The sequence below is a fragment of the Nocardiopsis sp. NPDC006938 genome (genome assembly GCF_042869555.1).
Classification (GTDB): Bacteria; Actinomycetota; Actinomycetes; order Streptosporangiales; family Streptosporangiaceae; genus Nocardiopsis.
Genome location: NZ_JBIAGA010000002.1, coordinates 542,163 through 565,756 on the forward strand (window position 1 = coordinate 542,163; position 23,594 = coordinate 565,756).

The window sequence follows — 23,594 nt, forward strand, 5'->3', positions numbered from 1 at the left end:
CTCAGGCGTCGTCGGTCACGGTGGGGAGCTCGTACTCCATGGCGACGCTCAGGTCGCCGTCCAGCAGCCGCAGCGGATGGGGCCGCTCGTTCCCCAGGAGGTGGGGGGCCACCAGCACGTCCCCTCCGGTGGGCGCCGCGCGGACGGCCCTGTACTGCTCGGAGGAGGACCAGCGCTCGTTCACGGGAGTGCCGTCACGGTCCCACACCTGGATGTAGCCCTGCTGCTGGCCGACATGGCCCGCCGCGACGATGGTGTCGCCGTCCTCGCCGAAGGACAGCGAGGTGATCCAGGGCTCGGACTCCGGGGAGGCCGGGTCTCCGTCGAAGGGCACCGTGAAGCTCTCGGGAGCCCGGTCGGAGCGGGGGTCCACCAGCAGGAGCTGCTCGTAGGACGCGGCCGCCACGAGTCCGTCCGAGACCGCCATGGGGCCCGAGACGCTGGTCGACCACTCACGCAGTTCGGGAACGCCCGGCACGGGCTCGCCGGTTCCGGCGTCCCACACCGCGATCCCGGTGGTCAGGGCCGCGATCAGCAGGGTGCCGTCCGGGGTGGTGCCCAGGGCCGACACGGTTCCCTTGAGCCCCTCCCCGTTCTCCGGGATGTCGACGGCGTACACCTCCTCGCCGCTGCGCGTGTCGTAGGCGATCACCTCCTCGCGCTCGCGGCCGGACACCAGGCCCGGGCCCGCGTACAGGTTCCCGCCACCGGGGGAGAGCGCCAGGGGTTCCCCGCCGCCGAACCCCTCGGCCAGGGTCACCTCGTACTCCTCGTCGTCGTCGAGGTCCCAGACGAAGACGGTGGAACGGGTCGGGCTTCCGCGCTGCACCGCCACCGACGAACCCGTGGGGTCGGACACCAGCTCCGAGCGGCCCAGCCTGCGGGGGTCGGACTCGTCGTCCAGCCGTCTGACCGGGGCGCTCTCGTCCGTCTCGTAGAGGTGCACGCCCGCGTTGGTGAGGATGGCGAACCGGTCCCCGTCGAGGAAGGTGACGTCCTCGATCTCCGCCGGTTCCTCCTCAGGGGCGGCCTCCTGTGTCGGAGCGGCGTCTCGGGGTGCGGACGGCGTCGTGGCCTCGGCCCGCTCCTCGTCCGCGGCGTCGCGCGCGTCGATGGCCAGAACGAGCCCCACCACCAGCACCAGAGCCGTGACGGCGGTGCCCCAGAGGACCTTCCCGGACGCCGGGTCGGGGGCGTCGACGTCGCGACGGGCCGCCGGGGCGGCGGGACCCGCGGGCGACCCGGGCGCCGGTCGTGCGGCGTCCCGGGTGGACGGTACGGGCGCGGACGCGGCTCCGGACCTGCGGCGAGTGCCGGGTGTGCCTGCCGCGTCGGGTGTGGCTCCTGCTCCGGGTGCGCGTCCCGTGCCGGGCGCGTCTCCCGCGTCGGTTCTGACCGCTCCGGGAGTTCCCTCGGCGGGGGACTCCGCGTCCGGCACGGGGCGTTCGGTGCTCCCCACCCCGCGTGCCGCGCCGGTGGAGGGGAGCGCGGAGGAGGAACCCCCGGTCCGCGCCCAACTGGGCAGCTCGCTGAGGACCTGGTCCCCGTGCGCATCGCCCCCGTTCGGTGCGTCGGGCGCCCCGTCTTCCCGGTCCGCTCCGGGGGCGCCGACGACACCGGCCGTCCCGGTGCCCTCGCCGTTCCCGCCGGTGCCCTCGCCACCCGAGATCCCGGAACCGCCGGAGGCGGCCTCGGTCCCGACGGCCCCGCGGGACTCCCGTTCCCCGTGGTCCCCGTGCCCCGTCGCGACCGCTCGCGCGTCGTCGGTCCCGGGCGGCTCCGTAGTCGGCGCAGCGTCTCCCGCACCGGCGGTTCCGGGGGAGTCCGTGTCGTCCGTGGACCGGCCCGCCCGGGTGGTCCCGAGGGCGCCAGCGCTCCCGATGGGCCCGTCCGCTCCGGCGTCCTCGTCCTCGTTTCCAGCGGCCTCCGGTGCCCCGGGCGCCTCCCGGGAACCACCCTCCGCCAGCGACTCCTCGGTGCCCGAGACGTCCGGGGCGACCGCCTGCGCACGGGTGTAGGCCACCGTCCCCATCACCCGGGTGGCGATCGCGGTGGGCAGCCAGGCGGTGGGGTCGTCCGCACCGGCCTCGGGCAGCGCGGTGCCCGACAGCTCGGCCAGTACCTCGGCCAACGCGGGCCGGTCGGCCGGAGCCTTGGCCAGGCAGGCGTCCACGAGCGGCGCCAGCCCCTCCGGCAGCCCGTCCAGGTCCGGCTCCTCGTTGACGACCCGGTACAGCAGCGCGGCGGGGTCGCCGGTGCCGAAGGGCTGCCGACCGGTCCCCGCGAAGAGCAGCACACCACCGAAGGCGAACAGGTCGCTGCCCGGCCCCAGGTGGGCTCCGGTCGCCTGCTCGGGCGACATGTACGCGGGGGTCCCCAGCGTCTGTCCGGTCCTGGTCAGCGCGGTGGCGTCGGTGGCCCGGGCGATCCCGAAATCGATCACCTGGGGTCCGCGCGGGGACAGCAGCACGTTCGAGGGCTTCAGATCCCGGTGGATCAACCCCACCGAGTGGATGGCGTCCAGCGCACGCGCCAGCCCTGCCGCCAGGGCCCGCAGCGAGTCCTCGGGGAAGGGGCCGCCGTCGCGTACCGCGTGGTGCAGGGAGGGACCGGACACGTACTCGGTGGCCAGCCACGGGCGCGGGCCCTCGGTGTCGGCGTCCAGCACCCTCGCGGTGTAGGGGCCGCGCACCCGGCGGGCGAGCTCCACCTCCCCGGCGAACCGGGCCCGGAACTCGGCGTCCTCCGCGTACTCGGCGCGGACCGCCTTCACCGCTGCCAGGTCGTCCCCGTCGCCGTCGGCCGCGACCGCGAGGAACACCACGCCCATACCTCCGGCGCCGACCCGCCGCAGCAGGCGGTACGGACCGAGACGTCGGGGGTCCTCTGGACGCAGGGGGTGCATGGGGCCGTTTCCGAGGGCGGGTGGATTCGCACGGGATCTTACCGGAATCGGGCCGTACGGGGACCCGGTACCCCGGGGCGCCCGCGCCCCGTCCGGTCACAGCCAGTCGTGCTCCCGGGCGTAGCGCGCCGCCTCGTGCCTGGTCCGGGTCTGGGTCTTGCGCATCGCGTTCGACAGGTAGTTGCGCACCGTGCCCTCGGCCAGGTGCAGTCGGGCCGCGGTCTCCACTGCGGAGTAGCCGTCGCTGGTGGCCCGCAGCACGTCGACCTCCCGTTCGGTGAGCGGGCAGTCGTCGATCACCGCCAGCGCGGACACGTCCGGGTCCACCCACCTGCGGCCCTCGTGCAGGGCGCCGATGACGGTCGTGATGTGCGCGGGCTCCGCGGACTTGCTCACGAAGCCCTGCACACCCAGCCGGAGCGCCCGGCGCAGCACACCGGGGCGGGCGTGCCGGGTCAGCATCAGGATCACCTGGTCGGGCAGCTCCCCGCGGATGCGCGCCACGGCGCCGAGACCGTCCACACCCGGCATCTCCAGGTCGATGACGAGCACGTCGGGGCGGTGCTCCAGGGTCGCCGCCACAGCGGACTCCCCGTCGTGCGCCTCGGCCAGTACGGTGACCTCCCCCTCCAGGGGCAACAGGGCCGCCAGGGCCTTGCGCAACAGGGCCTCGTCGTCGGCGAGCACCACACTGGTCATCGGTCGTCCCTCCGTCCGGGGAACGCTGCGGCGGTCACGAAGCGCCCGTCCCCCCGTTCCACTGTCAGTGTGCCGCCGTCGCGCTCCACCCGGTCACGCAGGGCGGCCAGACCTCCCAGCGCGGGCGGCTCCTCGCCGTCCGCGCCGTCGTTGACGATGGTGATGCCGGTACCGGTGAGCGTGGCCCGTACGTGCTCGGCCCGGGCGTGCCGCAGGATGTTGGTGGTCGTCTCCCTCAGCACCTGGCCGAGCGTCTCCGCCACCCGACTGTCCGGTTCGTCCCCGTCCGCGTGCTCGACGCGGACCGTGATCCCGGCCGCCTCGAACAGGTTCCGGGCGTTCTCCAGCTCCGCCGAGAGGTTGAGCCGTCGCTGCGCGTGCGCCAGCTCCTTGGTCTCGGCGATGGTCTCGCCCACCAGGGAGTACACCTCGTCGAGCTCCCGCTCCACCTGGTCGGCGTCCGAGTGCACCAGCTTGCGGGCCAACGCCACCTTCAGCTTCACCACGTGCAGCGTGTGGCCCTGGATGTCGTGCAGGTCCCCGGCGAAGCGCACCCGCTCCCTGGCCACGGCCAACTCGGCCTCGCGCTCACCCGCCCGCTCCAGTTCCGAGACGAACCCGGCCACCAGGTGGTTGAGGGTCGCGAAGACCACGCCCACCACGGCCACGCTCACCGCGCCCACGACGTACTCCTTCAGGGCGTCGCCCAGACCGCCGGGCGCGGTGAGCACCTTCAGGGTGACGACGCCGACCACGAGGGCGACCAGGGACCAGGCCACCGGCCGCCGGTACCGGTCCGGCAGCCGCAGGACCACGACGGTGCCCACGACGGACACTCCGAAGGAGGCCGACGCGCTGTCCAGCACCAGGACCCCGACGACCAGCGCGGTCGAGCTGACGGCCAGGCACGTGAGCGCCACGGCCCAGAAGACCCGACCGGTCCACTCGCGGATCGAGACCAGGGCCGCCGCCAGAGCCAGCCCCAACACCAGGGTCTGTGCGAGGTTCTGGGCGTTGATCGAGATGAGCAGCGCGCCGACCGCCGAGATCGAACCGAACACGATGCCCAGGTTGAGCACGCGCAACTGCCCCTGCGTCACCTCGGCGGGCTCTGACGGCATACGGACCCCTTCGGGGAGGACGGCGCGGACCGTCCCAGTATCGGCGCGGGTCCCGGCCGCGCACCAGTGACACCACGTCACCTCCGGACCGGGCGGATGTCACGGCCAGGTGGTGACGCGGCCGCACTGCCGCCGGACCGCCCACGCCGCTGGAATGGGGGCATGACCTCAACAACAGCGACACCCGTCATCGACGTCCGGGGCCTGAACGTGCGGTACGGCGACTTCCACGCCGTACGCGACCTGACCTTCCAGGTGGGCAGGGGAGAGTTGTACGCCCTGCTCGGCACGAACGGCGCGGGCAAGACCTCCACCCTGGAGACGGTCGAGGGCCACCGCGCCGCCACCTCGGGCAGCGTCCGGGTGTTCGGCCACGACCCGCGCGACCGCCGCGCCGTGCGCCCCCGCACCGGCGTCATGCTCCAGGAGAGCGGCTTCTCCCCGGACCTGACCGTGCGGGAGTCGGTGCGCCTCATCGGCGCTCTCTCCGGGCGCGCCGACCGGGTCGAACGCCTCCTGGGCGTGGTCGGTCTCTCGGCGAAGGCCGGAACCCGCGTCTCACAGCTCTCCGGGGGCGAGAAGCGGCGGCTGGACTTCGCCACCGCCGTGTACGGCGCCCCGGAACTCGTCTTCCTGGACGAGCCCACCACCGGCCTGGACATCCAGTCCCGCGACGACCTGTGGGACGCCGTGGACCGCCTGCGCGAGGACGGGTCGACCATCGTCCTCACCACGCACTACCTGGAGGAGGCGCAGCAGCGCGCCGACCGGATCGGGCTCATGCACCAGGGGGTGTTCCACCGGGAGGGGACCGTCTCCGAACTCACCCGGGCCCTGCCCGCCACGGTGCGGTTCACCCTGGAGGCCTCCGCCCCGGAGCCGCCGCCCAGCGCGGTACGGCAGGGCGACGGGTCCCTGCTCGTCGAGACGACCGCCCTCCAGAAGGACCTGCACGCGCTCCTGGACTGGGCCCGGGACCACGGCGTCGCCCTGGGCGACCTCCAGGCCGGGCCCACCCGGCTCGACGACGTGTTCCGCGCCATCGGCTCCAAGTAGCGTCCACCCCCGCTCCCGCCCCGGACTCGAACCATCCCACACGCGAAGGAACCCGCCATGCTCGCCATCGCTCGAAGTGAGCTGATCCAGATTCTCCGGAACAGGCTCGTCCTGGTCACCATGCTCGCGGTGCCCCTCGCGGGCAGCGCCCTCTACATGTACCTGCACGACCGGGCACCCGACCTGCTCGACCTCGGGGTCGTCGCCTCGGTACTCATGTTCCTCGTCGTGGTGATGGCCCTGTACACGACGGCCGTGACCACGCTCGCCTCCCGCCGCCAGAACCTCTTCCTCAAGCGGCTGCGCTCGACGGCCGTGGACGACGTACGCATCCTCACCGGGCTGCTGCTGCCGGTCACCGCCATCACCCTCGTCCAGGTCACGATGGTCCTGAGCGTGCTGTCGGTGGTCGCCGGGGCGCCCGCCGACCCCCTCCTGCTGGTGGCGGCGGTCCTCGTGACCGTCGCGATGATGCTCGGCCTGGCGCTGGCCACGGCCGGAGTGACCCACTCGCCCGAACACGCGCAGGTCACCACACTGCCCGTCATGCTCGGCGTACTCGTGGTCTCCGGCTGGGTGGGGTTCACCGGCACCGAGGAACTCACGCTGGTCAAGCGCCTGCTCCCGGGCGGGTCGGCCGCCGAACTGGTGGTCGGCGCGTGGAACGGCGGGACGCCCCTCGGGGAGTCCCTGCTGCTCCTGGCGCCCAGCCTGGCGTGGGTCGTCGTCGCGGTCGCCCTCGCCGCCCGGATCTTCCGCTGGGAACCGCGCCGCTGACAAGCCGTCGCGGACGACACCGGTCCAGCACGTACGACATCGACACCGCAGCCGAGGAGACCGTCATGACCACCCCGCACACCGCCCCGGCCCCGGAAGCGGAACCGCTCCGCCCCGGGTGGCCCGAGGTCGTCCTCGGCCTGCTCGGCATGGCGATCAGCGTCGTCGTCCTCGTGTTCCTCGGCCCGGTCGGGCTGGACCCGGACCCGCTGGTGTACGGCCTGATCGTGTCCGCGTGGTCGGGGGTCGGGGGTCTCGTGGGGTTCGGCGTCGCGTACGCCGTGCGCCCGCGCTCCCTCGCGGCCTTCGGGGTCCGCCGCACCACCTGGCGTTGGATGCTCGCCGGTGCCGGATGGGGGCTGGTGGCGCTCCTGGTGAAGGGACTGGTGGTCCTCGGCATCACCACGCTGACCGGCTACGACAGCGACCCCCAGGGCGTGTACCACGAGACGGCGGGCGGCGGCGCGGTCGCGCTCGCCCTCACCTTCCTGTTCCTGGCCGTGCTCACCCCCATCGGGGAGGAGCTGCTGTTCCGCGGTGTCGTCGCCAACGCGCTGCTCCGCTTCGGCCCCTGGGTCGGGGTCCTGGGCAGCTCGGCGATCTTCGCGGTCTTCCACGGGGTGAACGTCATCCTGCCCGCCGCCTTCGTGGTCGGGTGGTCGCGGCCGAGGTGATGCGCCGCAGCGGATCGGTCTGGCCCGCCGTGGCCGTGCACTCGGTCAACAACCTGGCGCTGCCGACGCTGGTGCTGTTCGCCGGCGCCGCCCTCCCCGCCTGACCCCGCCCCGCCCCTGTCGGTCCCCGGCCCCGGTCGACGGCGGTCAGCCCTCCCCGGGGACCCCGAGGTCGACCTCCCGAAGGAGTGCCCGCGTGACCTCGGCCAGCCGGTCCGCGTTCCCGGGGTCCAGCGTGGGCAGGTCGAGAGGGAGCGTCCGGCCCCGGTCGACGGCGGTCAGCGGCGCCCTCGGCGGGTCGTCGACGAACCCGTGGAGCGGTGCCACGGAGCGCTCCACCGGGCGGGCGGCGATCCGGGCCAGCACCCGGAGCAGCAACCGCGCCGGTGCGGAGAGGGGGCCGAGATCGCCGCTGCGGGTGAACCCGGGGTGGTAGAGGACGTACGGGACCGCCCCTCCGGTGCGGGCGGCGTGCGCCACCCCCAGCAGGTCGTTGGCGCGACCGGCCTGGAGCTGGGCCCGCACCGTGCTGTAGCGGCGTTCGAGCCGCAGGTCGTCCCAGTGGACCCGCCCCGCACGGGCACCCACCCCGGCGACGTTGACGATCACGGGGGAGGGGGAGCGCAGCAGCTGGGGGCCGAGCCCCTCCCCGAGTACGTGGCGGCTCAGGTAGTAGAGGGCGAAGGTGCGCTCCAGACCCTCCTCGGTCAGGGTGTGCCGGGGGTGCTGGCGGTTGGCGCACAGGATGAGCGCGTCGACGGTGTCGTGGCCGGCGGCGATCCGCGCGACCGCCTCGCGCGTCCCGGAGACGGTGGACAGGTCGGCGCGCAGGAACTCCGTCCGGCCCGCCGCGCCCGCCTCCTCCGCCTCGTCGAGGAGCCGCCGCCCCTTCTGGGGGTCGCTGCCGAGGGCCACGACGGAGTCCCCCGCTCGCGCCCGGGCCAGGGCGAACGCGCGTCCCATGCCGTTCGTCCCACCGCTCACGACCACCACGCGTCGGCGGCCCCGGTCGTCGAATCCGTCCTTCACACCCATGACCCTCCCGGCTACCTTCGGTTCGTGCCCCCATTCTCGGCAACCGCGCCCCACCTGGAAAGAAGGCATTCTGATGTCAGGTACGCACACGGATGTGCCCCTCGTCGTGGCGGCGCCCCTGCCCACGCCGGTCCCGGCCGACGAGCACGCGCGGTGCCCGGTGTCGGACGTGCTCCGCAGGGTCGGTGACAAGTGGACGGTCCTGGTCGTGGTGCTGCTCGGTCGGCGCGCGTACCGGTTCAACGAGCTCCACCGCGCGATCGAGGGCATCAGCCAGCGGATGCTGACCCGGACCCTGCACGGGTTGACGGAGGACGGGCTGGTGCACCGGGAGGTGTTCCCCACCGTGCCGCCGAGCGTCGAGTACAGCCTCACCCCGCTCGGCCGGACCCTGTTGGAACCGCTGTCGGCGCTGGCCGCCTGGGCGATGGAGCACCACGAGGAGATCGCCGCCTCGCGCCGTTCCACGTGACCCGCCCGTCCCGACCCCGGCCCCGGTCGATCCGGTCGCGGGGAGTTTGCGCTGGCCGTGACCGGCAAGGGGAGGTGAGAGGGCCGGTGGGACCACCGGCCCGCGCGGACACCCGAACCGACAGGAGATGGGAACGATGCCCGGAGTGAGCGAACTGCCGGACACCCTGCGCCGGTCGCCCAGGAAGGCCCAGCGCACCTGGATCAAGGCACACGACAGCGCGGTCGAGGAGTACGGGGAGGGAGAGCGCGCCCACAGGGTCGCCTTCGCCGCCGTCAAGCACAGCTTCGAGAAGGTCGGCGACCACTGGGAGCCCAAGGAGGGCAACGGGCGCGGCCCCTCCGACGCACAGGCGAGGAACCCGAGGTCCGGACGACGTCGCGGAGCCGATCGGCCCACCGCCGGGGGCGTCGACGCCGAGGCGACCAAGGCGCACCTCTACAAGAGGGCGCAGCAGCTCGACGTGCCGGGCCGGTCCTCCATGAACAAGGGCGAGCTGGTGGACGCCCTCCAGAAGGAGAGCGAGCGCCGCACGTCGGGGAGCGGGCGCTCCTCACGGAGCCGCTCCCGCTGAACCGCACGGCACCTGGCCCGGTGCTCGTTCGGTGCCGGGCTCCGCCCCCGACGAAGGAGGGGACATGGCCCAGAACGTCGTCGACCACCTGTTGCGCCGACTGTCGCAGTGGGGTGTCACCGAGATCTTCGGCTACCCCGGGGACAGCGTCAACGGCCTGGTGGCCCAGATGGCGAAGGTGGAGGACGGGCCGAGGTTCGTCCAGAGCCGCCACGAGGAGATGGCCGCCTTCGCCGCTGTGGGCTACGCCAAGTTCGGCGGTCGGCTCGGTGTGTGCATGGCCACTGGCGGGCCGGGGGCGGTGCACCTGCTCAACGGGCTCTACGACGCCAAGCTGGACCACGTCCCGGTGCTCGCGATCGTGGGCCAGGCCAGCCGCACCGCCATGGGCGGCTCCTACCAGCAGGAGATCGATCTGCACAGTCTGTTCAAGGACGTCTCGTCGGCCTTCCTGGAAACGGTCAACGTGCCACAGCAGCTGCCGAACGTCCTGGACCGCGCCGTGCGTTCGGCCCTCGCGGAACGCGCCCCGGCCACCGTGATCGTCCCCGCCGACGTGCAGGAACTCGACTACGCGCCGCCGGAGCACGCGTTCAAGCACGTCCCCTCCAGCGCACCCGACCGGGTGGTCGGCGGCGGGACGGTACTGCCACCCGAGACCGAACTGGACCGGGCGGCGCGGGTGATCGACGCGGGAGTGCGGGTGGCGATCCTGGTCGGTCAGGGGGCGCGCGGTGCCGCCGACGAGGTCCTGGCACTGGCCGACGCGACCGGCGCGGGGATCGCCAAGGCGCTCCTGGGCAAGGACGTGCTCCCCGACGACCTGCCACAGGTCACCGGGGCCATCGGGTTGCTCGGGACCCGGCCCTCCTGGGAGTTGATGCGCGACTGCGACACCCTGCTCATCGTGGGCTCCAACCTGCCCTACTCCCAGTTCCTGCCGCCGTTCGGCCGCAGGGCGGTGGAGATCGACGTCGACCCCCGGTTCATCGGGATGCGCTACCCCACCGAGGTCAACCTCGTGGGGGACGCGGCGAGCACGCTGCGCGCTCTCCTCGGACGGTTGGACCCGCCCGAGGATCTCCGCGAGGGGAGGGAGCGCTGGCGCGCCGACGTCGAGGAGAACGTACGTCGTTGGTGGGAGGTACTGGAGGCGCAGGCGGAGGTCGCCGCCGACCCGGTCAACCCGATGCGGGTCGTCAGCGAGCTCTCTCCGAGGCTGCCCGACGACGCCGTGGTGACCGTCGACTCGGGCTCGGCCACCAACTGGTACGCGCGGTTCCTGCGGATGGGGAAGCACAACCGCGGCTCGGTCTCGGGCACCCTGGCCACCATGGGGTGCGCGGTCCCGTACGCGGTGGGGGCCAAGTTCGCCGACCCCGGCCGCCCGGTGGTCGCCCTGGTGGGGGACGGGGCGATGCAGATGAACGGGCTCATGGAGTTGCTGACCGCCCGCCGTTACCAGCACCTGTGGGAGGACCCCGGGTTGGTGGTGTGCGTGTGGCACAACAACGACCTCAACCAGGTGACCTGGGAGCTGAGGGCGATGGGCGGCTCGCCGAGGACCCCGTACTCGCAGGACCTCCCGAACATGTCGTACGCGGACTTCGCCACGTCGGTGGGGCTCACCGGGATCACGGTGGAGCGGCCCGAGGAGGTCGGTCCCGCCTGGGACCGCGCGCTCGCCGCTCGGGGGCCGGTCGTGCTGGACGTGCACTGTGACGCCGACGTCCCGCCGATCCCGCCCCAGGTCGAGTGGGGTCAGGTCACCGACACCCTCCGGGCGCTGCTCAGCGGCGATCCCGACGCGGCGGGCGTGGCCGCACGCGGTCTGGCCACCAAGGTCCAGGAGTTCCTGCCGCACGGTCGTTGACCCGTGGCGGCCGCCGACCCGCCGGGAGCACTCGGGAGCCGCGCGCCCGATCGACGGCCATCGGGGGCCCGACGATCGGGCGCGCTCCCGTGTGCGGTTGTCGTGTCCACCGCCGAGTGCGGGCCGCACCTGCGCGGCCGTGCACGCGCGGGCCGTGCACCGGGGAGGACGGCACACGGGCGCCGGGGCCACCCGTGCGGCCCCGGCGCACGCGTTGGTCAGGCGCGTTCCCCCTCGCGCGCCTCCTCCCCCTCCCGTTCCGCGGCGTCCGCCAACCCCCGCTCCCGTTCGCGCTCCCGTAGGCGCTCGCGCTGCGGAACGACGGTGTACCGGGGGTCCTCGGCCGACTGCACGCCCGCCTCGAACACCCCCAGCCGGGTCAGCGCCGAACCCGCCACCAGCGCGGCACCGCTGAGCACCGACACCGTCCGGCAGCGCCGTCCCATCGCCGCGCCGACGGCCCCGGCCAGGGTCAGGGCCTTCGCGCTCCGGGTGAGCACCCCGGCCCGGCCCCGACCGTAGGGTTCCCCCGCGAGCCCCATACGCCTCTCCATGAGGGTGGACACCGCGAGCTCGGTCAGCGCGCCGCCCACCGCCGCCCGGCGGAACGGCCCGCTCCGCTCCGGGGGTGCGGTGGCCAGCCCCACGCCCCCGGCGGCCGCGACGGCGGAGGAGGCGAACACGTACGGCATCTCCCGGTACCCCTCGTGCCAGGAGGGTACGGCGGTGTCGCAGATCAGCGGCGCCGTGTAGGTGGCGACCAGCGGGCCGACCAGCCCCGCGCCCAGGGTGGCGGCCGTCCCCAGCCGCGGAAACCACCCCGTGGCGGCGGTCACCGCGGCCGTTCCCGCCAGCGGCCCGTAGCCCATGAGGAGCCAGGACCCCATACTCATCGGTGAGGTCGGCTTGAACACCCGCAGCATGTTGAGGAAGCGCTCGGGCCGCCCGAGGTCGTGCACCAGCGCCACCAGAGAACCGGAGATCGCCGCCAACGCCGTGTACTTGAGCGGGCGCGCCGCCTCGGCGCGTCCGGTGGCCTCGGCCCCCGCCGCGAGCACGGACGAGGCCCCGGCGAGCCCGCCGAGGAACAGGTAGCCCCCGATGTCACGGGCCTCCCACACCACCGGGTTGAGCACCGGTCTGCCGTGGTAGGAGCGGAAGTCGGCGTCGGGCACCCGGGTGGGCTCGCCCCCGCGCCGTCCGCTCCCGCGGCCCCGGCGCCCCGACCGTCCCGCGCCGCCGCGCCTCCCCGTCTCCTCGCGCTGTCCGTCGGACACCACGCCGGCCGCGCCGGTCACCGCGTCGCGTCCGTGATCGCGGGCGCCCTCACCCGTGTGTTCGGGGTTGCTCATGACCGCCTCCCCGCGAACGCGGCCAGGCCGCCCGCGAGCAGCACCATCGCGGCCGCACCGGCGTGGCGCCACATCGAGGGCAGGTCGCGGGTGGTCACGACCGGGTCGGGTGGCAGACCGTACACCTCGGGTTCGTCCAGCAACAGGAAGAAGGCGCCCGCGCCGTCTACGCCGTCGTCCGGGTCCTCCCCGTACAGCCGTGCGGAGGACACCCCGGCCTCGTGGAGGTCCTCCACCCTCCGTTGGGCCCGTTCGCGCAGCTCGTCGAGGTCGCCGAACTGGATGGAGTCGGTGGGGCACGCCTTGGCGCAGGCGGGTTCGAGCCCTTCCCCGATCCGGTCGTAGCACAGGGTGCACTTCCAGGCCCGGCCGTCGACCTCCCTGCGGTCGATCACCCCGTACGGGCAGGCCGAGACGCAGTAGCCGCAGCCGTTGCAGATGTCCTCCTGCACCACCACCGTGTCGAACTCGGTGCGAAAGAGCGCGCCCGTCGGGCACACGTCCAGGCACGCCGCGCTCGTGCAGTGCTTGCACACGTCGGACGACATCAGCCAGCGGAAGTCGCCGCGCCCCTGGGTGCCGTCGTCGTCACCCGCGCGCTGGCCGGGCAGATCGAACGACGGCATGCCGAGGTCGACCGTCCCGGCCCCCGTCGCGGCCGCCGTGCCCCCGGCGGCGCCCTCCGGTCGGCCCACGCCCGGCTCCTGGTGCCCGAGCGGCAGCCGCTGTTCGACGAAGGCCACGTGGCGCCAGGTGTCGGCGCTCAACCGGCCGCTGTTGTCGAAGGACGAGGCCAGGAAGTCCAGCCCGTCCTCCGGTACCGAGTTCCACTCCTTGCACGCCACCTCACAGGCCTTGCAGCCGATGCACACACTGGTGTCGGTGAAGAACCCCTTGCGAGAGGGCCGCGGGTCGTCGTTCATCAGTCCTCCGTTCCGGTCCGCTCGGTGACTCCGGCCCGGCGCCGGTACTCCTGCACCAGTGCCACCCGGTCGGGCCCCCGGGGACGCCGCCCCGCCCGGATGTCGGCGGTCAGCGCCTTCACCTCCTGGATGTGCACGTTGGGGTCCAGGGCCAGCGACATCAGCTCGTTGGCCGAGTCGCCCGTCGAGTACCCGTTGGGCCCCCAGTGGTAGGGCATGCCGATCTGGTGGACCGGCCTCCCCTGGACCCGCAGCGGCCGCATCCGGTCCGTGACCAGCACACGGGCCTCGATGGCGTTGCGCGCCGTGACCACGGTCGCCCAGCCGCCGTGCTCCAGGCCGCGCTCTGCCGCCAGCTCCGGACCGACCTCGCAGAAGAACTCCGGTTGCAGCTCGGACAGGTAGGGCGTCCACCGGCTCATCCCGCCCGCCGTGAAGTGCTCCGTCAGCCGGTAGGTCGTCACCACGTACGGGAACACCTCGGAGCCGGGGGAGCCCGGCGCCGGGTGGTAGCGGTTCAGCTCGTGCTGGAACAACAGCCGGGTCGGGTTGCGCTGGTGCCCGTACAGCGGGTTGGTGAACGGGGTGTCCTGCGGCTCGTAGTGCGTGGGCATCGGACCGTCGTGCAGACCGGCCGGAGCGTACAGCCAGCCCTTGCCGTCCGCCTGCATGATGAACGGGTCCACGCCGCTCAGGGCCGCGACCCCGGTCGCCTCTTCCGGGGGCCGGTAGCCGGGGGCCTTGTCGGCCTCGAAGTCGGCGACGTCGTACCCGGTCCACCGACCCTCCTCCTCGTCCCACCACACCAGCGCCTTGCGCTCGCTCCACGGCCGCCCCTCGGGGTCGGCCGAGGCCCGGTTGTACAGCACGCGGCGGTTGTCCGGCCACGACCACGCCCACTCGGCGGCGATCCAGTCCTGCTCCCGGCCCGGTTTCTTGCGCGCCGCCTGGTTGACCCCGTCCGCGAACACACCGCAGTAGATCCAGCACCCGCACGAGGTGGAACCGTCGTCCCGCAGCCGTGTGTAGCCCGACAGCGGTCGCCCCTGGTCGTCGTGCCCGTTGATCTCGCGCAGCACCGCCTCGGCACTGGGCTCGCCGTCCGGCTCCAACGGGTAGTCCCAGGTGAGCTCCTGGACCGGTCGGTCCTTGGGGTCCCGCGAATCCGCCAGCCGTTCCCGGACCAGCCGCCCCAGGTGGTACATGAACCACAGGTCGCTGCGCTGGTCGCCGGAGGGCTCCACCGCGCGGTCGTGCCACTGGAGGGTGCGGTTCGTGTTGGTGAACGTGCCCGACTTCTCCGTGTGCGCCGCGGCTGGGAAGAAGAACACCTCCGTGCCGATGTCCTCGGTCCGCATCTCTCCGGACTCGATCTCCGGGCCGTCCTTCCACCAGGTGGCGCTCTCGATCAGCGAGAAGTCGCGCACCACCAGCCAGTCCAGGGCGGCCATGCCGAACCGCTGCGCACGACTGTTGGCCGACCCCACGGCGGGGTTCTCCCCCATGAGGAAGTACCCCTTGCACACCCCCTCCATCTGCGCCATGACCGTGTCGTAGGTGCTGTGCGACCCGGTCAACCGGGGCAGGTGCCCGAAGCGGAAGTCGTTGTCGGCGGTGGCGTGCTCGCCGAACCACGCCTTGAGCAGGCTGACCGTGTAGGAGCGCATGTCCGACCAGAACCCCTTGCGCGGGTACCCGGCCGCCAGCACGTACCCCTCCAGGTCCTGCTCCTCGTGGGCGTGCGGCATCGGCAGGTAGCCCGGGAGCAGGTCGAACAGGGTCGGGACGTCACTCGACCCCTGGATGCTGGCGTGCCCCCGCAGGGCCTGGATGCCCCCGCCCGGCCGCCCGACGTTGCCCAGCAGCAGCTGGAGGATCGACGCCGTGCGGATGTACTGCGACCCCACGGTGTGCTGGGTCCAGCCGACCGCGTAGCAGAACGCGCTCGTGCGGTCCGGGCCCGAGTTCTCGGTGAGGTGGTCGCACACCCGCAGGAACACGTCCCTCGGGACACCGCACACCTGCTCCACCAGCTCCGGCGTGTACCGGGCGTAGTGCCGTTTGAGGACCTGGAACACGCAGCGGGGGTGCGTGAGCGTGCGGTCCTCCTCCGGGCGCTCGCGGATCACCGCGCCGCCCGAACCCTGCTGTTCCGGCCGACCCGACCGGGTGGTGTCCCCGGTGACCCCTTCACGGGTCCGGGGCAGCTGCTGGCGGTCACCCGCCGCGGCCGCCACCGTCGCCCCCTTGTAGGTCCAGGTGGAGACGTCGTAGGTGCGGTCCCGCTCGGAGAACCCGGAGAACACCCCGTCCAGGTCCTCGGTGTCCTGGAACTCCTCACCGACGATGGTCGCCGCGTTGGTGTACTCCAGCACGTACTCGTGGAAGTACTTGTCCTCCGAGAGCACGTGGTTGATGACCGCGCCCAGGAAGGCGATGTCGGTGCCCGCCCGGATCGGCACGTGCAGGTCGGCCAGGGCGCTGGTCCGGCTGAACCGGGGGTCCACGTGGATCACCACGGCACCGCGCGCCTTGGCCTCCATCACCCACTGGAACCCCACCGGGTGCGCCTCCGCGAAGTTGGACCCCTCGATCACGATGCAGTCGGAGTTCTGGAGGTCCTGGAGGAACATGGTGGCCCCGCCCCGGCCGAAGGAGGTTCCCAGGCCCGCCACCGTCGAGCTGTGGCACACCCGTGCCTGGTTCTCCACCTGGATCACCCCCAGCGCGGTGAGGAGTTTCTTGATCAGGTAGTTCTCCTCGTTGTCGAGGGTCGCCCCGCCCAGGCTCGCGATGCCGAGCGTGCGCGCCACCCTGCGCCCCTCGGACTCCTCCTCCCAGGTGTCCTCCCGGGTGTCCACGACCCGGTCGGCCACCATGCGCAGGGCCGTGTCCAGGTCCAGCTCCTCCCAGTCGGCGCCGTACGGCGGCCGGTACAGCACCCGGTCCCGACGCGACGACCCGGTGGTGAGCTGGAGGCTCGCCGACCCCTTGGGACACAGACGACCCCGGCTCACGGGGGAGTCCGGGTCCCCCTCGATCTGCACGACCCGCTCGTCGCGCACGTACACGTTCTGCCCGCAGCCCACCGCGCAGTACGGGCAGACCGACTTGACCACCCGGTCGGCCAGCGCCGTGCGCGGACGGAGCCCCTCCGTGCGCTCGGACCTCGCGGCCGAGCCCAGCCCCCACCGGTCCTCTCCGGTGGCCTGTCTCAGCACCGGCCACGACCGCAGCCATCTCCACACGCTCATGCGACCCCCCTCGGGCCCGGGGCGCCGCCCCGGGCCCGTTCCTCGACCAACGTCAGCTGCCCTGGATCTCTCCTCCGGTCGGGGTGAGGGTCTCGCCGGTGTAGTAGGACGAGAGCCGCTCACTGGCGAAGAACACGTAGGAGGGCGCGATCTCGTCGGGGTCGGCGGCCCGCCCCATCGGGGCCTGCTGGCCGAAGCCCTCACTGCCCCTCTCCCCGAGGGTGGCCGGGATCAGCGGAGTCCAGACCGGCCCCGGTGCCACGCAGTTCACTCTGATGCCGCGGTCCATGAGCGCCTGCGACAGCGACAGCGACAGGTTCATGACCGCCGACTTGCTCGACGCGTAGTCGATCAGCGAGGTGTTGCCCCGCAGCCCGTTGATCGACCCCGTGACGATGACGGACCCGCCGTCGGACATGTGCGGAAGCGCCTCACGCAGGGTCCAGAACACCCCCATCACGTTCACGTCGAAGGTGCGGCGCAGCTGCTCGGTGGTCAGGTCGGTGAAGTTGTCCACCGGTGTCTGGGTGGCGGCGTGTTCCACGAGGACGTCGATGCCGCCGAGCTCCTCCACGGCCCGCCGCACCAGGTGTTGGCATTGCGCCTCGTCGGCGAGGTCGCCCCGCACACCCACCGCACGGCGCCCCTGTGCCTGGACCAGGTCGGCGGTGTGCTGCGCCTCGGCGTCCTCGCTCAGGTAACCGAAGACGACGTCGGCGCCCTCCTTGGCGAAGGCCACCGTCACGGCCCGGCCGATCCCGGAGTCGCCCCCGGTGACCAGGGCCCGGCGTCCCCTGAGCAAGCCCCTTCCCTCGTAGTCGCGCATCTCGTCCCTGGGCCGGGGCTCCATCGGCTCGGTACGGCCCGGGTGCGGCTGACTCTGCGCGGGCGGCGTTCTCTCGTTCACGGGTCCTCCCCTTCCGTGGACGTTCTCCGTCCGCCCTGCCCAGCGGGCCGGTCGCGCACACGTGCCCGGCGTCGCCGAGCGCCATCCTTTGCCCGGGCATCCGTTCAGTGCACGGCGAATTTCCGGTCGGCGGGGTTTCCGTGGAGGCCGGACAGGTGAGGGCCACGAGTGGAGACCAGGGTCGGTACGACCCGGTCACGACAGCGGGGAGGCGCGCATGCGGATCGGCTACAAGCTCTTCGCGGAGGGCTACGGGCCCCGCGAGATCGTGGAGCAGGCGGTACGCGCCGAACGGGCCGGGTTCGACTTCGTGGAGATCAGCGACCACTTCCACCCGTGGCTGTTCGGCCACGGCCACTCGGGGTTCGTGTGGTCGATGCTGGCGGCGATCGCCGAACGCACCGGGCGCATCGAGATCGCCACCGGGGTGACCTGCCCGTTCCTGCGCGTCCACCCGGCCATCGTCGCCCAGGCCGCCGCGACCACCGCCCTGCTCTCTGACGGCCGGTTCACGCTGGGCGTCGGCGCGGGGGAGCGCCTCAACGAACACGTGGTCGGCCGGGGATGGCCCGACGTGGCGGTGCGCCACGAGATGCTGGTCGAAGCCGTGGAGATCATGCGGCTGCTGTGGTCGGGCGGCTACCACTCCTACCGGGGAGAGCACCTGGTTCTGGAGGACGCGCGCGTCTTCGACCTGCCCGAGCGTCCGCCGCCGGTGGTGGTGGCCGCGGGCGGTGCGCGGGCCGCCGAACTGGCCTCGGAGATCGGTGACGGGCTCTTCGCCACCGACCCGGACCCCTCGCTCACCGGCACCTACCGGGAGCGCGGTGGGAACGGCCCCTGCTACGGGGAGGTCCCCCTGGCCTGGGCCGCCGACGACCGCACGGCGCTGGAGTCCGCGCGGGAACTCTTCCGGTTCGGGCTCACCGGCTGGAAGGTCCAGTCCGAGCTGCCCAACCCCGTCAACTTCGAGGCCGCCACCGCCCTGGTCAGAACGGACGACATGGCGGACGTCTTCGGTTACGGACCCGACCCCGAGCGCCACCTCGACGTCGTGCGGCGGTTCGCCGAGGCGGGCTTCGACCACCTGGCGCTGATCAACGCGGGACCCGACCCGGAGGGCTTCTTCGCGTTCTTCGAGTCCGAGCTCGCCGGGCCGGTCCGGAACCTGACCCAGAACCGGTAGCCCCGCCGATGCCCCGGCGGGGCTGGCAGACTCGCCTTCCGAGGGCACGACCGGCCGGACGTGCCCCGAGGGAGCGTCCCGGAGGGCGGACACGTGGCAGACCACGTCGTACTGGGTATCTGCGGCAGCCTGCGGAGGGGCTCGTTCAACGCGGCCCTGCTGGAGCTGGTCGAAAGGGTGGGGGAGCGGACCACCGTGGTCGGCGCGGAGCTGGCGGGGCGGCTCCCTCTGTTCAACCCCGACCTGGAGAACGACGAGGACGCCTGGCCGGAGCCGGTGCGGGAGTTCCGGGCCCTGGCTGAGCGGGCCGAGGGAGTGGTGATCGCGACCCCGGAGTACGCCCACGGGCCCGCCGGGGTCACCAAGAACGCCATCGACTGGCTGGTGGGCTCCGGAGGGCTCGTCGGGAGGCCGACACTACTGATGAGCGCCTCCCCCGGGCAGGCGGGCGGGATGCGCGCCCACACACCGTTGATGCCCACGCTCACGTTGCTGGGCGCGGTGCTCGTGGACTGCGTCGTGGTCTCCCGCGCCGGGTCCCGGGTGGACGCGACGGGACGCTACGCCGATCCGTCCGTGGTGGAGCGGACCCGGCTGGCCGTCGCCGAGCTGGAGGAGGCCCTGCGGTACGCCTCGGTGAAGCGGGCGAACGGCACCCTGGGCGTGTGACTAGAGCGCCTGGGCGCGGGCGATGTGGCTGGTCAACAGCGGACGCAGCGACTCGGGCAGGCTCCGGGCCGGGGCGCGCACGCCCGACTCGTCGATCAGGCCGCGCTGGCGCAGGCACTCCTTACGGATGGCCAGGGCGATCCCCACCTGCTGTTCGAAGGTGATGAGAGGCAGGTACTCCAGCAGAGCGGCGCGACTGCGGCCCGGGTCGGCGGGGTCCCAGGCCCCGACACACGCCACCAGGGCCTCGGGGTAGGAGAAACCCGTCATCGCGCCCGCCGCCCCGCAGGCGAGTTCGTCGAGGAGGTTGATCCCGCCGAGCCCGCCGAAGACGGGCACGTCGCACCGGGCCGTCAGCTCCGCGACGGCGGCGGGGGTCGGCGGCGCCTCGGCCTTGACCGCGCTGACGAAGGGCGTCCGCGCCACGAGGTCGCCGAGCACCGCGGAGGAGATCCGGACACCGCTCACGACGGGGTAGTCCTGGACCACCAGATCGGCGCCGGTGGCCTCGTGCACGGCGTTCAGGTGGGCTCCGAGCACCTCCGGGTCGGCGCTGTTGACCTGGACCATGGCGCCCGCGAGCCGGTCGCCGACCAGTTCGACGGCCAGCGCCGCCTCCTCGATGGTCGGTGCGGTGCCCAGCCCCGTGCAGCCCACGACCAACGGCAGGTCGGTGGCGGCCAGGACGGTCTCCAGGACCAGTCGGCGCTCCTGCCGGCTGAGCTGCGCGGCCTCGCCGAACACCCCCAGCACGGTGAACCCGGTGACCCCGGCACCCTCGGCGTGCTCGACCAACCGCCTGATGCCCGCCGTGTCGACCTCCAGGGCCCCGCCCCGGAACGGCGTGGCCAGCACGCCCCACACACCGGCTCTCATCAGGTCACCCATGGTCCACTCCCGTTCGTCCGCGTCGGCGCACCAGACTCGCACAGCACCCCGGGCGGACCTCCGCCCGGGGTGGCGTCACCACGCGGAGCGCGGCGGGCGACTACCGAGGGTGCGGCCCCTGGCCCCAGGAACCGTCCTGCTGCTGTTGCCCGTGGGACTGCGGCGGATGCTGCGGAGACTGCTGGTGAGGGTGGTATCCCTGATGTCCGTAATGTCCCTGGTAATCCTGGTGTCCGTAGCCCGTCTGGGGGTGGTGGGCTGCGTACGGCTGCCCCGCGTACTCCCCTCTGGCGATCTGCCTGTGGACCGTGAAGAACCAGACGGACATCGGCCGGTGCAGGAGGACCAAGCCGGTGATCGCCAGCGGGATGAGGAGCAGCGCCATGAGACTGTTCCCGCCCAGGAACATCAACGACTGGAAGACGATCTGGACGATGAGCAGCACCTTGACCATCATGCGCGCCCACGGGCGCCCGCGTGTCATGGGGGTGGCGGCCACGGCCAGGAGCAGGCCGGGGAGAGCGCGGGGGAGGGTGTAGCCGAACGCGTAGGCGGGGGAGCCCCCGACCATCGCCGCCACGAACATGGAGAAGGCGACCAGGAGCGAGGAGAGACCGACGGCGATCCAGAGGGTCACGGCCAGTCCGCGCACCGGTCCGGGCGGCCGCCCCAGGTCGGTGATCGGACCCGGCGGGGAGAAGGGAGGGTGCATCTTTGCCTCTGCGAAGGGGGAAGGGGTGCGGGAGACCGCTCGGCGAGGAGTCTCGCCACGGGCGTGCGCCGGGCCCCGGAGCGGTGGTCTCCACGGGGCCGGATCTCCTTGGCGAAGCCTAGCGCCCACGGAGCGCATCCGCCTCCCGGAGATCTGGCCGCATGTGGCCCCGGAGCCGTCTCCCGCGCGCCCGTCGGGACGGAGCGAAAGCGCCTCGCGCCAGGCCCGTGCACGAAAGCGGGGACCGGGCCGAAGACGACCGGTGTTGAACCCCCGGCGCGGAGGGCAGGAATCCCCTATGCAGACCCCCCGGACCACTGACACGGACCACCTCCTCGCACGGCTGGACCACTTCGACCGCGGCCCCTTCGCTCGCGGACTCCGCGCGCGGGTGCGAGCCCTGTTGCGCTGCGACCCCGGCGACACGGTCGTCGACGTCGGCTGTGGCGGTGGCCTGGCCGTGGCCGAGCTCGCCGCTGAGGGCGTGCGCGCCGTGGGCGTCGACCTCGACCAGCGGATGCTCGACGTCGCGCGGGCACGCCACCCCGGGGCGGACTACCGATCGGGCGACGCCTACGCCCTTCCTCTCGCGGACGCCAGTGCCCAGGGCTATCGGGCGGAGAAGGTCTACCACTCACTGCACGACCCCGCCCGCGCGCTGGTGGAGGCGCGCCGGGTCCTGGCGCCCGGCGGCCGCGTCGTCCTCACCGGCCAGGACTGGGACGCCTACATGGTGGACGCGGACGAACCGGAGGTCACCCGAGCCGTTCTCCGGTCCTACGCGGACCGGATGCCCGACCCCCGCGCGCCCCGACGGCAGCGGGCGCTACTGCTCGACGCGGGGTTCACCCGCGTCGCGGTGGAGGGGAGCGTGCTCGCGTTCACGGACGCGGAGGTCCTGCCGATGCTCACGGCCATGGCCGAGGCGGCGGAGCAGGCAGGCGCGATCACCGACCGGCAGGCCGCGTCGTGGGTCGGGGACCAGCGCGAACGGGCCAGGACGGGGAGACTCTTCGCCGCTGTCCCCTTCATCGTGGTCAGCGCCGTCCGGCCCTGAACCGGGCCCCGTCCCCGGACGTACGCACGCTCCACCGGGAGGCTCATACCTGGCGTTCCCTGCGCACGATCGCTCGCACACCCCGGGGCTGGAGGGCCAGCGCCGGGTGCGGCCGGACGGCCCGCGGATCGACGAGCTCCAGCCGTACGCGCGCACGCAGCTCCCTGGCGATGACCTCCGTCTCGCGCAGGGCCATCGACGCCCCCACACACCCCCTCGGCCCCGCCCCGAACGGGAAGTAGGCGTTGCGGTGGGCCGGACCACGACCGAACCAACGTTCGGGACGGAACTCCTCCGGGTCCGGGAACCATCGCACGTCGCGGTGGGTGACCCACTGGCTGAGCCCCAGGACCGTCCTGGGTGGAAGTACGTACCCGCCCGCCTCGAAGGGGCGCACGGTCTCGCGGCTGATGACCCAGGCAGGCGGGTACAGGCGCAGGGACTCCTTGGCCGCCGCGAGGGCGTAGCCGTCGTCCGCCATCCGCCCGTCGGCCGAGCCGTGTTCGCCCAAGGCGAAGAAGAGCCAAGTGAGGGCATCGGCCGTGGTCTCGTAGCCCGACATCAGCAGGGTGGCGAGCTCGTCTCTGACCTCTTCGAACGGGGGGTCGTCGGACAGCAACCGGTCAAGCGCCGTATCCCCGCCCTTGGGCCGGTGCTCGCGGATCAGCGCCGCCAGCGCCGTGTCGAGCGTCCGCAGGGACCGGCGGAGCTTCCGGTTCACGCGCGTCGGTACCCAGGCCGGCAGGCGCGGCTGGGAGGTCAGCCGCATGATCGCGGCCACGGCGGCGGCCAGGTCCTCCCCCCGTTCACCGAGTTCGCGTCCGGCGATGTGCTCGGCACCGATCCGCATGGCCAGCAGCGACATCTCCCGGTGCACGTCGACGACCTGCCCGTCGGTCCAGGCGTCCACGGTACGGGCGACCCCCTCCCGGGCCGCGCGTTCCAGGTGTCCCAGACGGTCGCTGCGGAAGGCCGGCCGGAGTCGGGCGCGCTTGCGTTCCCAGTCCGCGCCCTCGCTGTTCATCATGGCGAGAGGGAATCCGGTGGGCCCGCGCCGTACCGCCTCGCTGACCTTGACGACGTTCCCGCCCCGGTCCGTCAGAACCCGGTGGACGTCGTCGGGGTGGGCCAGGAGCACGTTGGTCGGGGTGAGGGAGACGACGTCGCCGTACTCGCGGGCCGCCCGGGTGAGGAAGGCGAGAGGGTCGAGTGCGAAGTCCGCCACGTTGGAGGTGCCGCGTCCGCCGTGGGGGCCGGGCGGGGCCGGGTGCGTGGCCGTCACCGCGTGAGGTCCGTTCCGGGAGGGGGCCCGTACCCCCGGCAGGGGTGTACGGGCCCGAAGCGCGATGAAATACCGACGCCCTTAGAGCTCATCTCAAAAGCCATCGGCATGCTTGGCCAGGTGCTTGTAGCAGATGAGGATGCAGGCGATGCCGAGCATGGCCAGGAAGGTGGAGGCC

Annotated in this window: 20 protein-coding genes; 9 read left to right on the forward strand and 11 right to left on the reverse strand. The window is 72.9% G+C overall.

What is annotated here, in order from left to right; genetic code table 11:
* Position 1: 1 nt before the first annotated feature.
* From ACFYL4_RS05355 to ACFYL4_RS05365, 3 genes are all read right to left on the reverse strand, one after another.
* On the reverse strand, positions 2–2,905 hold the full coding sequence (locus ACFYL4_RS05355; RefSeq protein WP_387516564.1) for a protein kinase: 2,904 nt from the start codon (positions 2,903–2,905) through the stop codon (positions 2–4).
* A gap of 96 nt (positions 2,906–3,001) precedes the next feature.
* Complete coding sequence (locus ACFYL4_RS05360; RefSeq protein WP_387516566.1) at positions 3,002–3,604, reverse strand: DNA-binding response regulator; 603 nt, start codon at positions 3,602–3,604, stop codon at positions 3,002–3,004.
* Positions 3,601–4,725 carry a sensor histidine kinase gene (locus ACFYL4_RS05365; protein WP_387516568.1) on the reverse strand — a complete coding sequence of 375 codons (1,125 nt, stop codon included), beginning with the start codon at positions 4,723–4,725 and terminating at the stop codon, positions 3,601–3,603. Before ACFYL4_RS05365 ends, ACFYL4_RS05360 begins: the two co-directional genes overlap by 4 nt.
* Positions 4,726–4,887: 162 nt before the next feature.
* Here ACFYL4_RS05365 and ACFYL4_RS05370 point away from each other — a divergent pair, with 162 nt between their 5' ends.
* The 3 genes from ACFYL4_RS05370 to ACFYL4_RS05380 all read left to right on the forward strand — a co-directional run bounded on the left by ACFYL4_RS05370 (position 4,888) and on the right by ACFYL4_RS05380 (position 7,232).
* Positions 4,888–5,781: an ABC transporter ATP-binding protein gene (locus ACFYL4_RS05370; RefSeq protein ID WP_387516570.1), complete on the forward strand. Its 894-nt coding sequence runs from the start codon at positions 4,888–4,890 to the stop codon at positions 5,779–5,781.
* A 57-nt stretch (positions 5,782–5,838) separates the two neighbouring features.
* On the forward strand, positions 5,839–6,558 hold the full coding sequence (locus tag ACFYL4_RS05375; protein ID WP_357760993.1) for an ABC transporter permease: 720 nt from the start codon (positions 5,839–5,841) through the stop codon (positions 6,556–6,558).
* A gap of 65 nt (positions 6,559–6,623) precedes the next feature.
* Complete coding sequence (locus ACFYL4_RS05380) at positions 6,624–7,232, forward strand: CPBP family intramembrane glutamic endopeptidase (RefSeq protein ID WP_387516572.1); 609 nt, start codon at positions 6,624–6,626, stop codon at positions 7,230–7,232.
* Positions 7,233–7,379: 147 nt separating this feature from the next.
* Here ACFYL4_RS05380 and ACFYL4_RS05385 read toward each other — a convergent pair whose 3' ends face one another.
* Entirely contained in the window at positions 7,380–8,267 is an 888-nt protein-coding gene (locus ACFYL4_RS05385; protein ID WP_387516574.1) for an SDR family NAD(P)-dependent oxidoreductase, read from the reverse strand.
* A 73-nt stretch (positions 8,268–8,340) separates the two neighbouring features.
* Here ACFYL4_RS05385 and ACFYL4_RS05390 point away from each other — a divergent pair, with 73 nt between their 5' ends.
* From ACFYL4_RS05390 to ACFYL4_RS05400, 3 genes are all read left to right on the forward strand, one after another.
* The gene (locus ACFYL4_RS05390; RefSeq protein WP_387516576.1) at positions 8,341–8,739 is read left to right on the forward strand and encodes a winged helix-turn-helix transcriptional regulator; all 399 of its coding nucleotides are present in this window, start codon (positions 8,341–8,343) and stop codon (positions 8,737–8,739) included.
* Between the two features lie 136 nt (positions 8,740–8,875).
* On the forward strand, positions 8,876–9,313 hold the full coding sequence (locus ACFYL4_RS05395) for a ChaB family protein (protein ID WP_357761004.1): 438 nt from the start codon (positions 8,876–8,878) through the stop codon (positions 9,311–9,313).
* A 64-nt stretch (positions 9,314–9,377) separates the two neighbouring features.
* Entirely contained in the window at positions 9,378–11,186 is a 1,809-nt protein-coding gene (locus ACFYL4_RS05400) for a thiamine pyrophosphate-requiring protein (RefSeq protein ID WP_387516578.1), read from the forward strand.
* Positions 11,187–11,404: 218 nt separating this feature from the next.
* Here ACFYL4_RS05400 and nrfD read toward each other — a convergent pair whose 3' ends face one another.
* The 4 genes from nrfD to ACFYL4_RS05420 are packed head-to-tail and all read right to left on the reverse strand — an operon-like array spanning position 11,405 to position 17,622.
* Entirely contained in the window at positions 11,405–12,538 is a 1,134-nt protein-coding gene (nrfD, locus tag ACFYL4_RS05405) for an NrfD/PsrC family molybdoenzyme membrane anchor subunit (protein WP_387516580.1), read from the reverse strand.
* Positions 12,535–13,461: a 4Fe-4S dicluster domain-containing protein gene (locus ACFYL4_RS05410; protein WP_387516583.1), complete on the reverse strand. Its 927-nt coding sequence runs from the start codon at positions 13,459–13,461 to the stop codon at positions 12,535–12,537. Before ACFYL4_RS05410 ends, nrfD begins: the two co-directional genes overlap by 4 nt.
* On the reverse strand, positions 13,461–16,715 hold the full coding sequence (gene fdh / locus ACFYL4_RS05415) for a formate dehydrogenase (protein ID WP_387516585.1): 3,255 nt from the start codon (positions 16,713–16,715) through the stop codon (positions 13,461–13,463). Before fdh ends, ACFYL4_RS05410 begins: the two co-directional genes overlap by 1 nt.
* A gap of 52 nt (positions 16,716–16,767) precedes the next feature.
* Positions 16,768–17,622 (reverse strand): SDR family oxidoreductase, encoded by an 855-nt coding sequence (locus ACFYL4_RS05420; RefSeq protein WP_387516587.1) that lies wholly within the window; start codon positions 17,620–17,622, stop codon positions 16,768–16,770.
* Positions 17,623–17,839: 217 nt separating this feature from the next.
* On the opposite strand from ACFYL4_RS05420, the gene ACFYL4_RS05425 reads away from it, so the two are divergent.
* Positions 17,840–18,808, forward strand: a complete 969-nt coding sequence (locus ACFYL4_RS05425) for a TIGR03557 family F420-dependent LLM class oxidoreductase (RefSeq protein WP_387516589.1) — start codon at positions 17,840–17,842, stop codon at positions 18,806–18,808.
* Between the two features lie 93 nt (positions 18,809–18,901).
* Positions 18,902–19,477, forward strand: coding sequence for an NADPH-dependent FMN reductase (locus tag ACFYL4_RS05430; protein ID WP_387516590.1), 576 nt, complete (start codon positions 18,902–18,904; stop codon positions 19,475–19,477).
* Here the strand turns inward: ACFYL4_RS05430 and ACFYL4_RS05435 are convergent, their stop codons facing one another.
* A complete protein-coding gene (locus ACFYL4_RS05435) occupies positions 19,478–20,365 on the reverse strand; it encodes a dihydrodipicolinate synthase family protein (RefSeq protein WP_357761027.1) in 888 nt (295 codons plus the stop codon).
* Positions 20,366–20,465: 100 nt separating this feature from the next.
* Positions 20,466–21,077: a hypothetical protein gene (locus ACFYL4_RS05440; RefSeq protein WP_387516592.1), complete on the reverse strand. Its 612-nt coding sequence runs from the start codon at positions 21,075–21,077 to the stop codon at positions 20,466–20,468.
* 298 nt (positions 21,078–21,375) lie between these two features.
* Between ACFYL4_RS05440 and ACFYL4_RS05445 the strand changes: the two genes are divergently transcribed.
* Positions 21,376–22,134 carry a methyltransferase domain-containing protein gene (locus ACFYL4_RS05445; RefSeq protein ID WP_357761032.1) on the forward strand — a complete coding sequence of 253 codons (759 nt, stop codon included), beginning with the start codon at positions 21,376–21,378 and terminating at the stop codon, positions 22,132–22,134.
* Between the two features lie 43 nt (positions 22,135–22,177).
* On the opposite strand, the gene ACFYL4_RS05450 is transcribed toward ACFYL4_RS05445, so the two are convergent.
* Positions 22,178–23,416, reverse strand: a complete 1,239-nt coding sequence (locus ACFYL4_RS05450; protein WP_387516594.1) for a cytochrome P450 — start codon at positions 23,414–23,416, stop codon at positions 22,178–22,180.
* Positions 23,417–23,594: the final 178 nt, after the last annotated feature.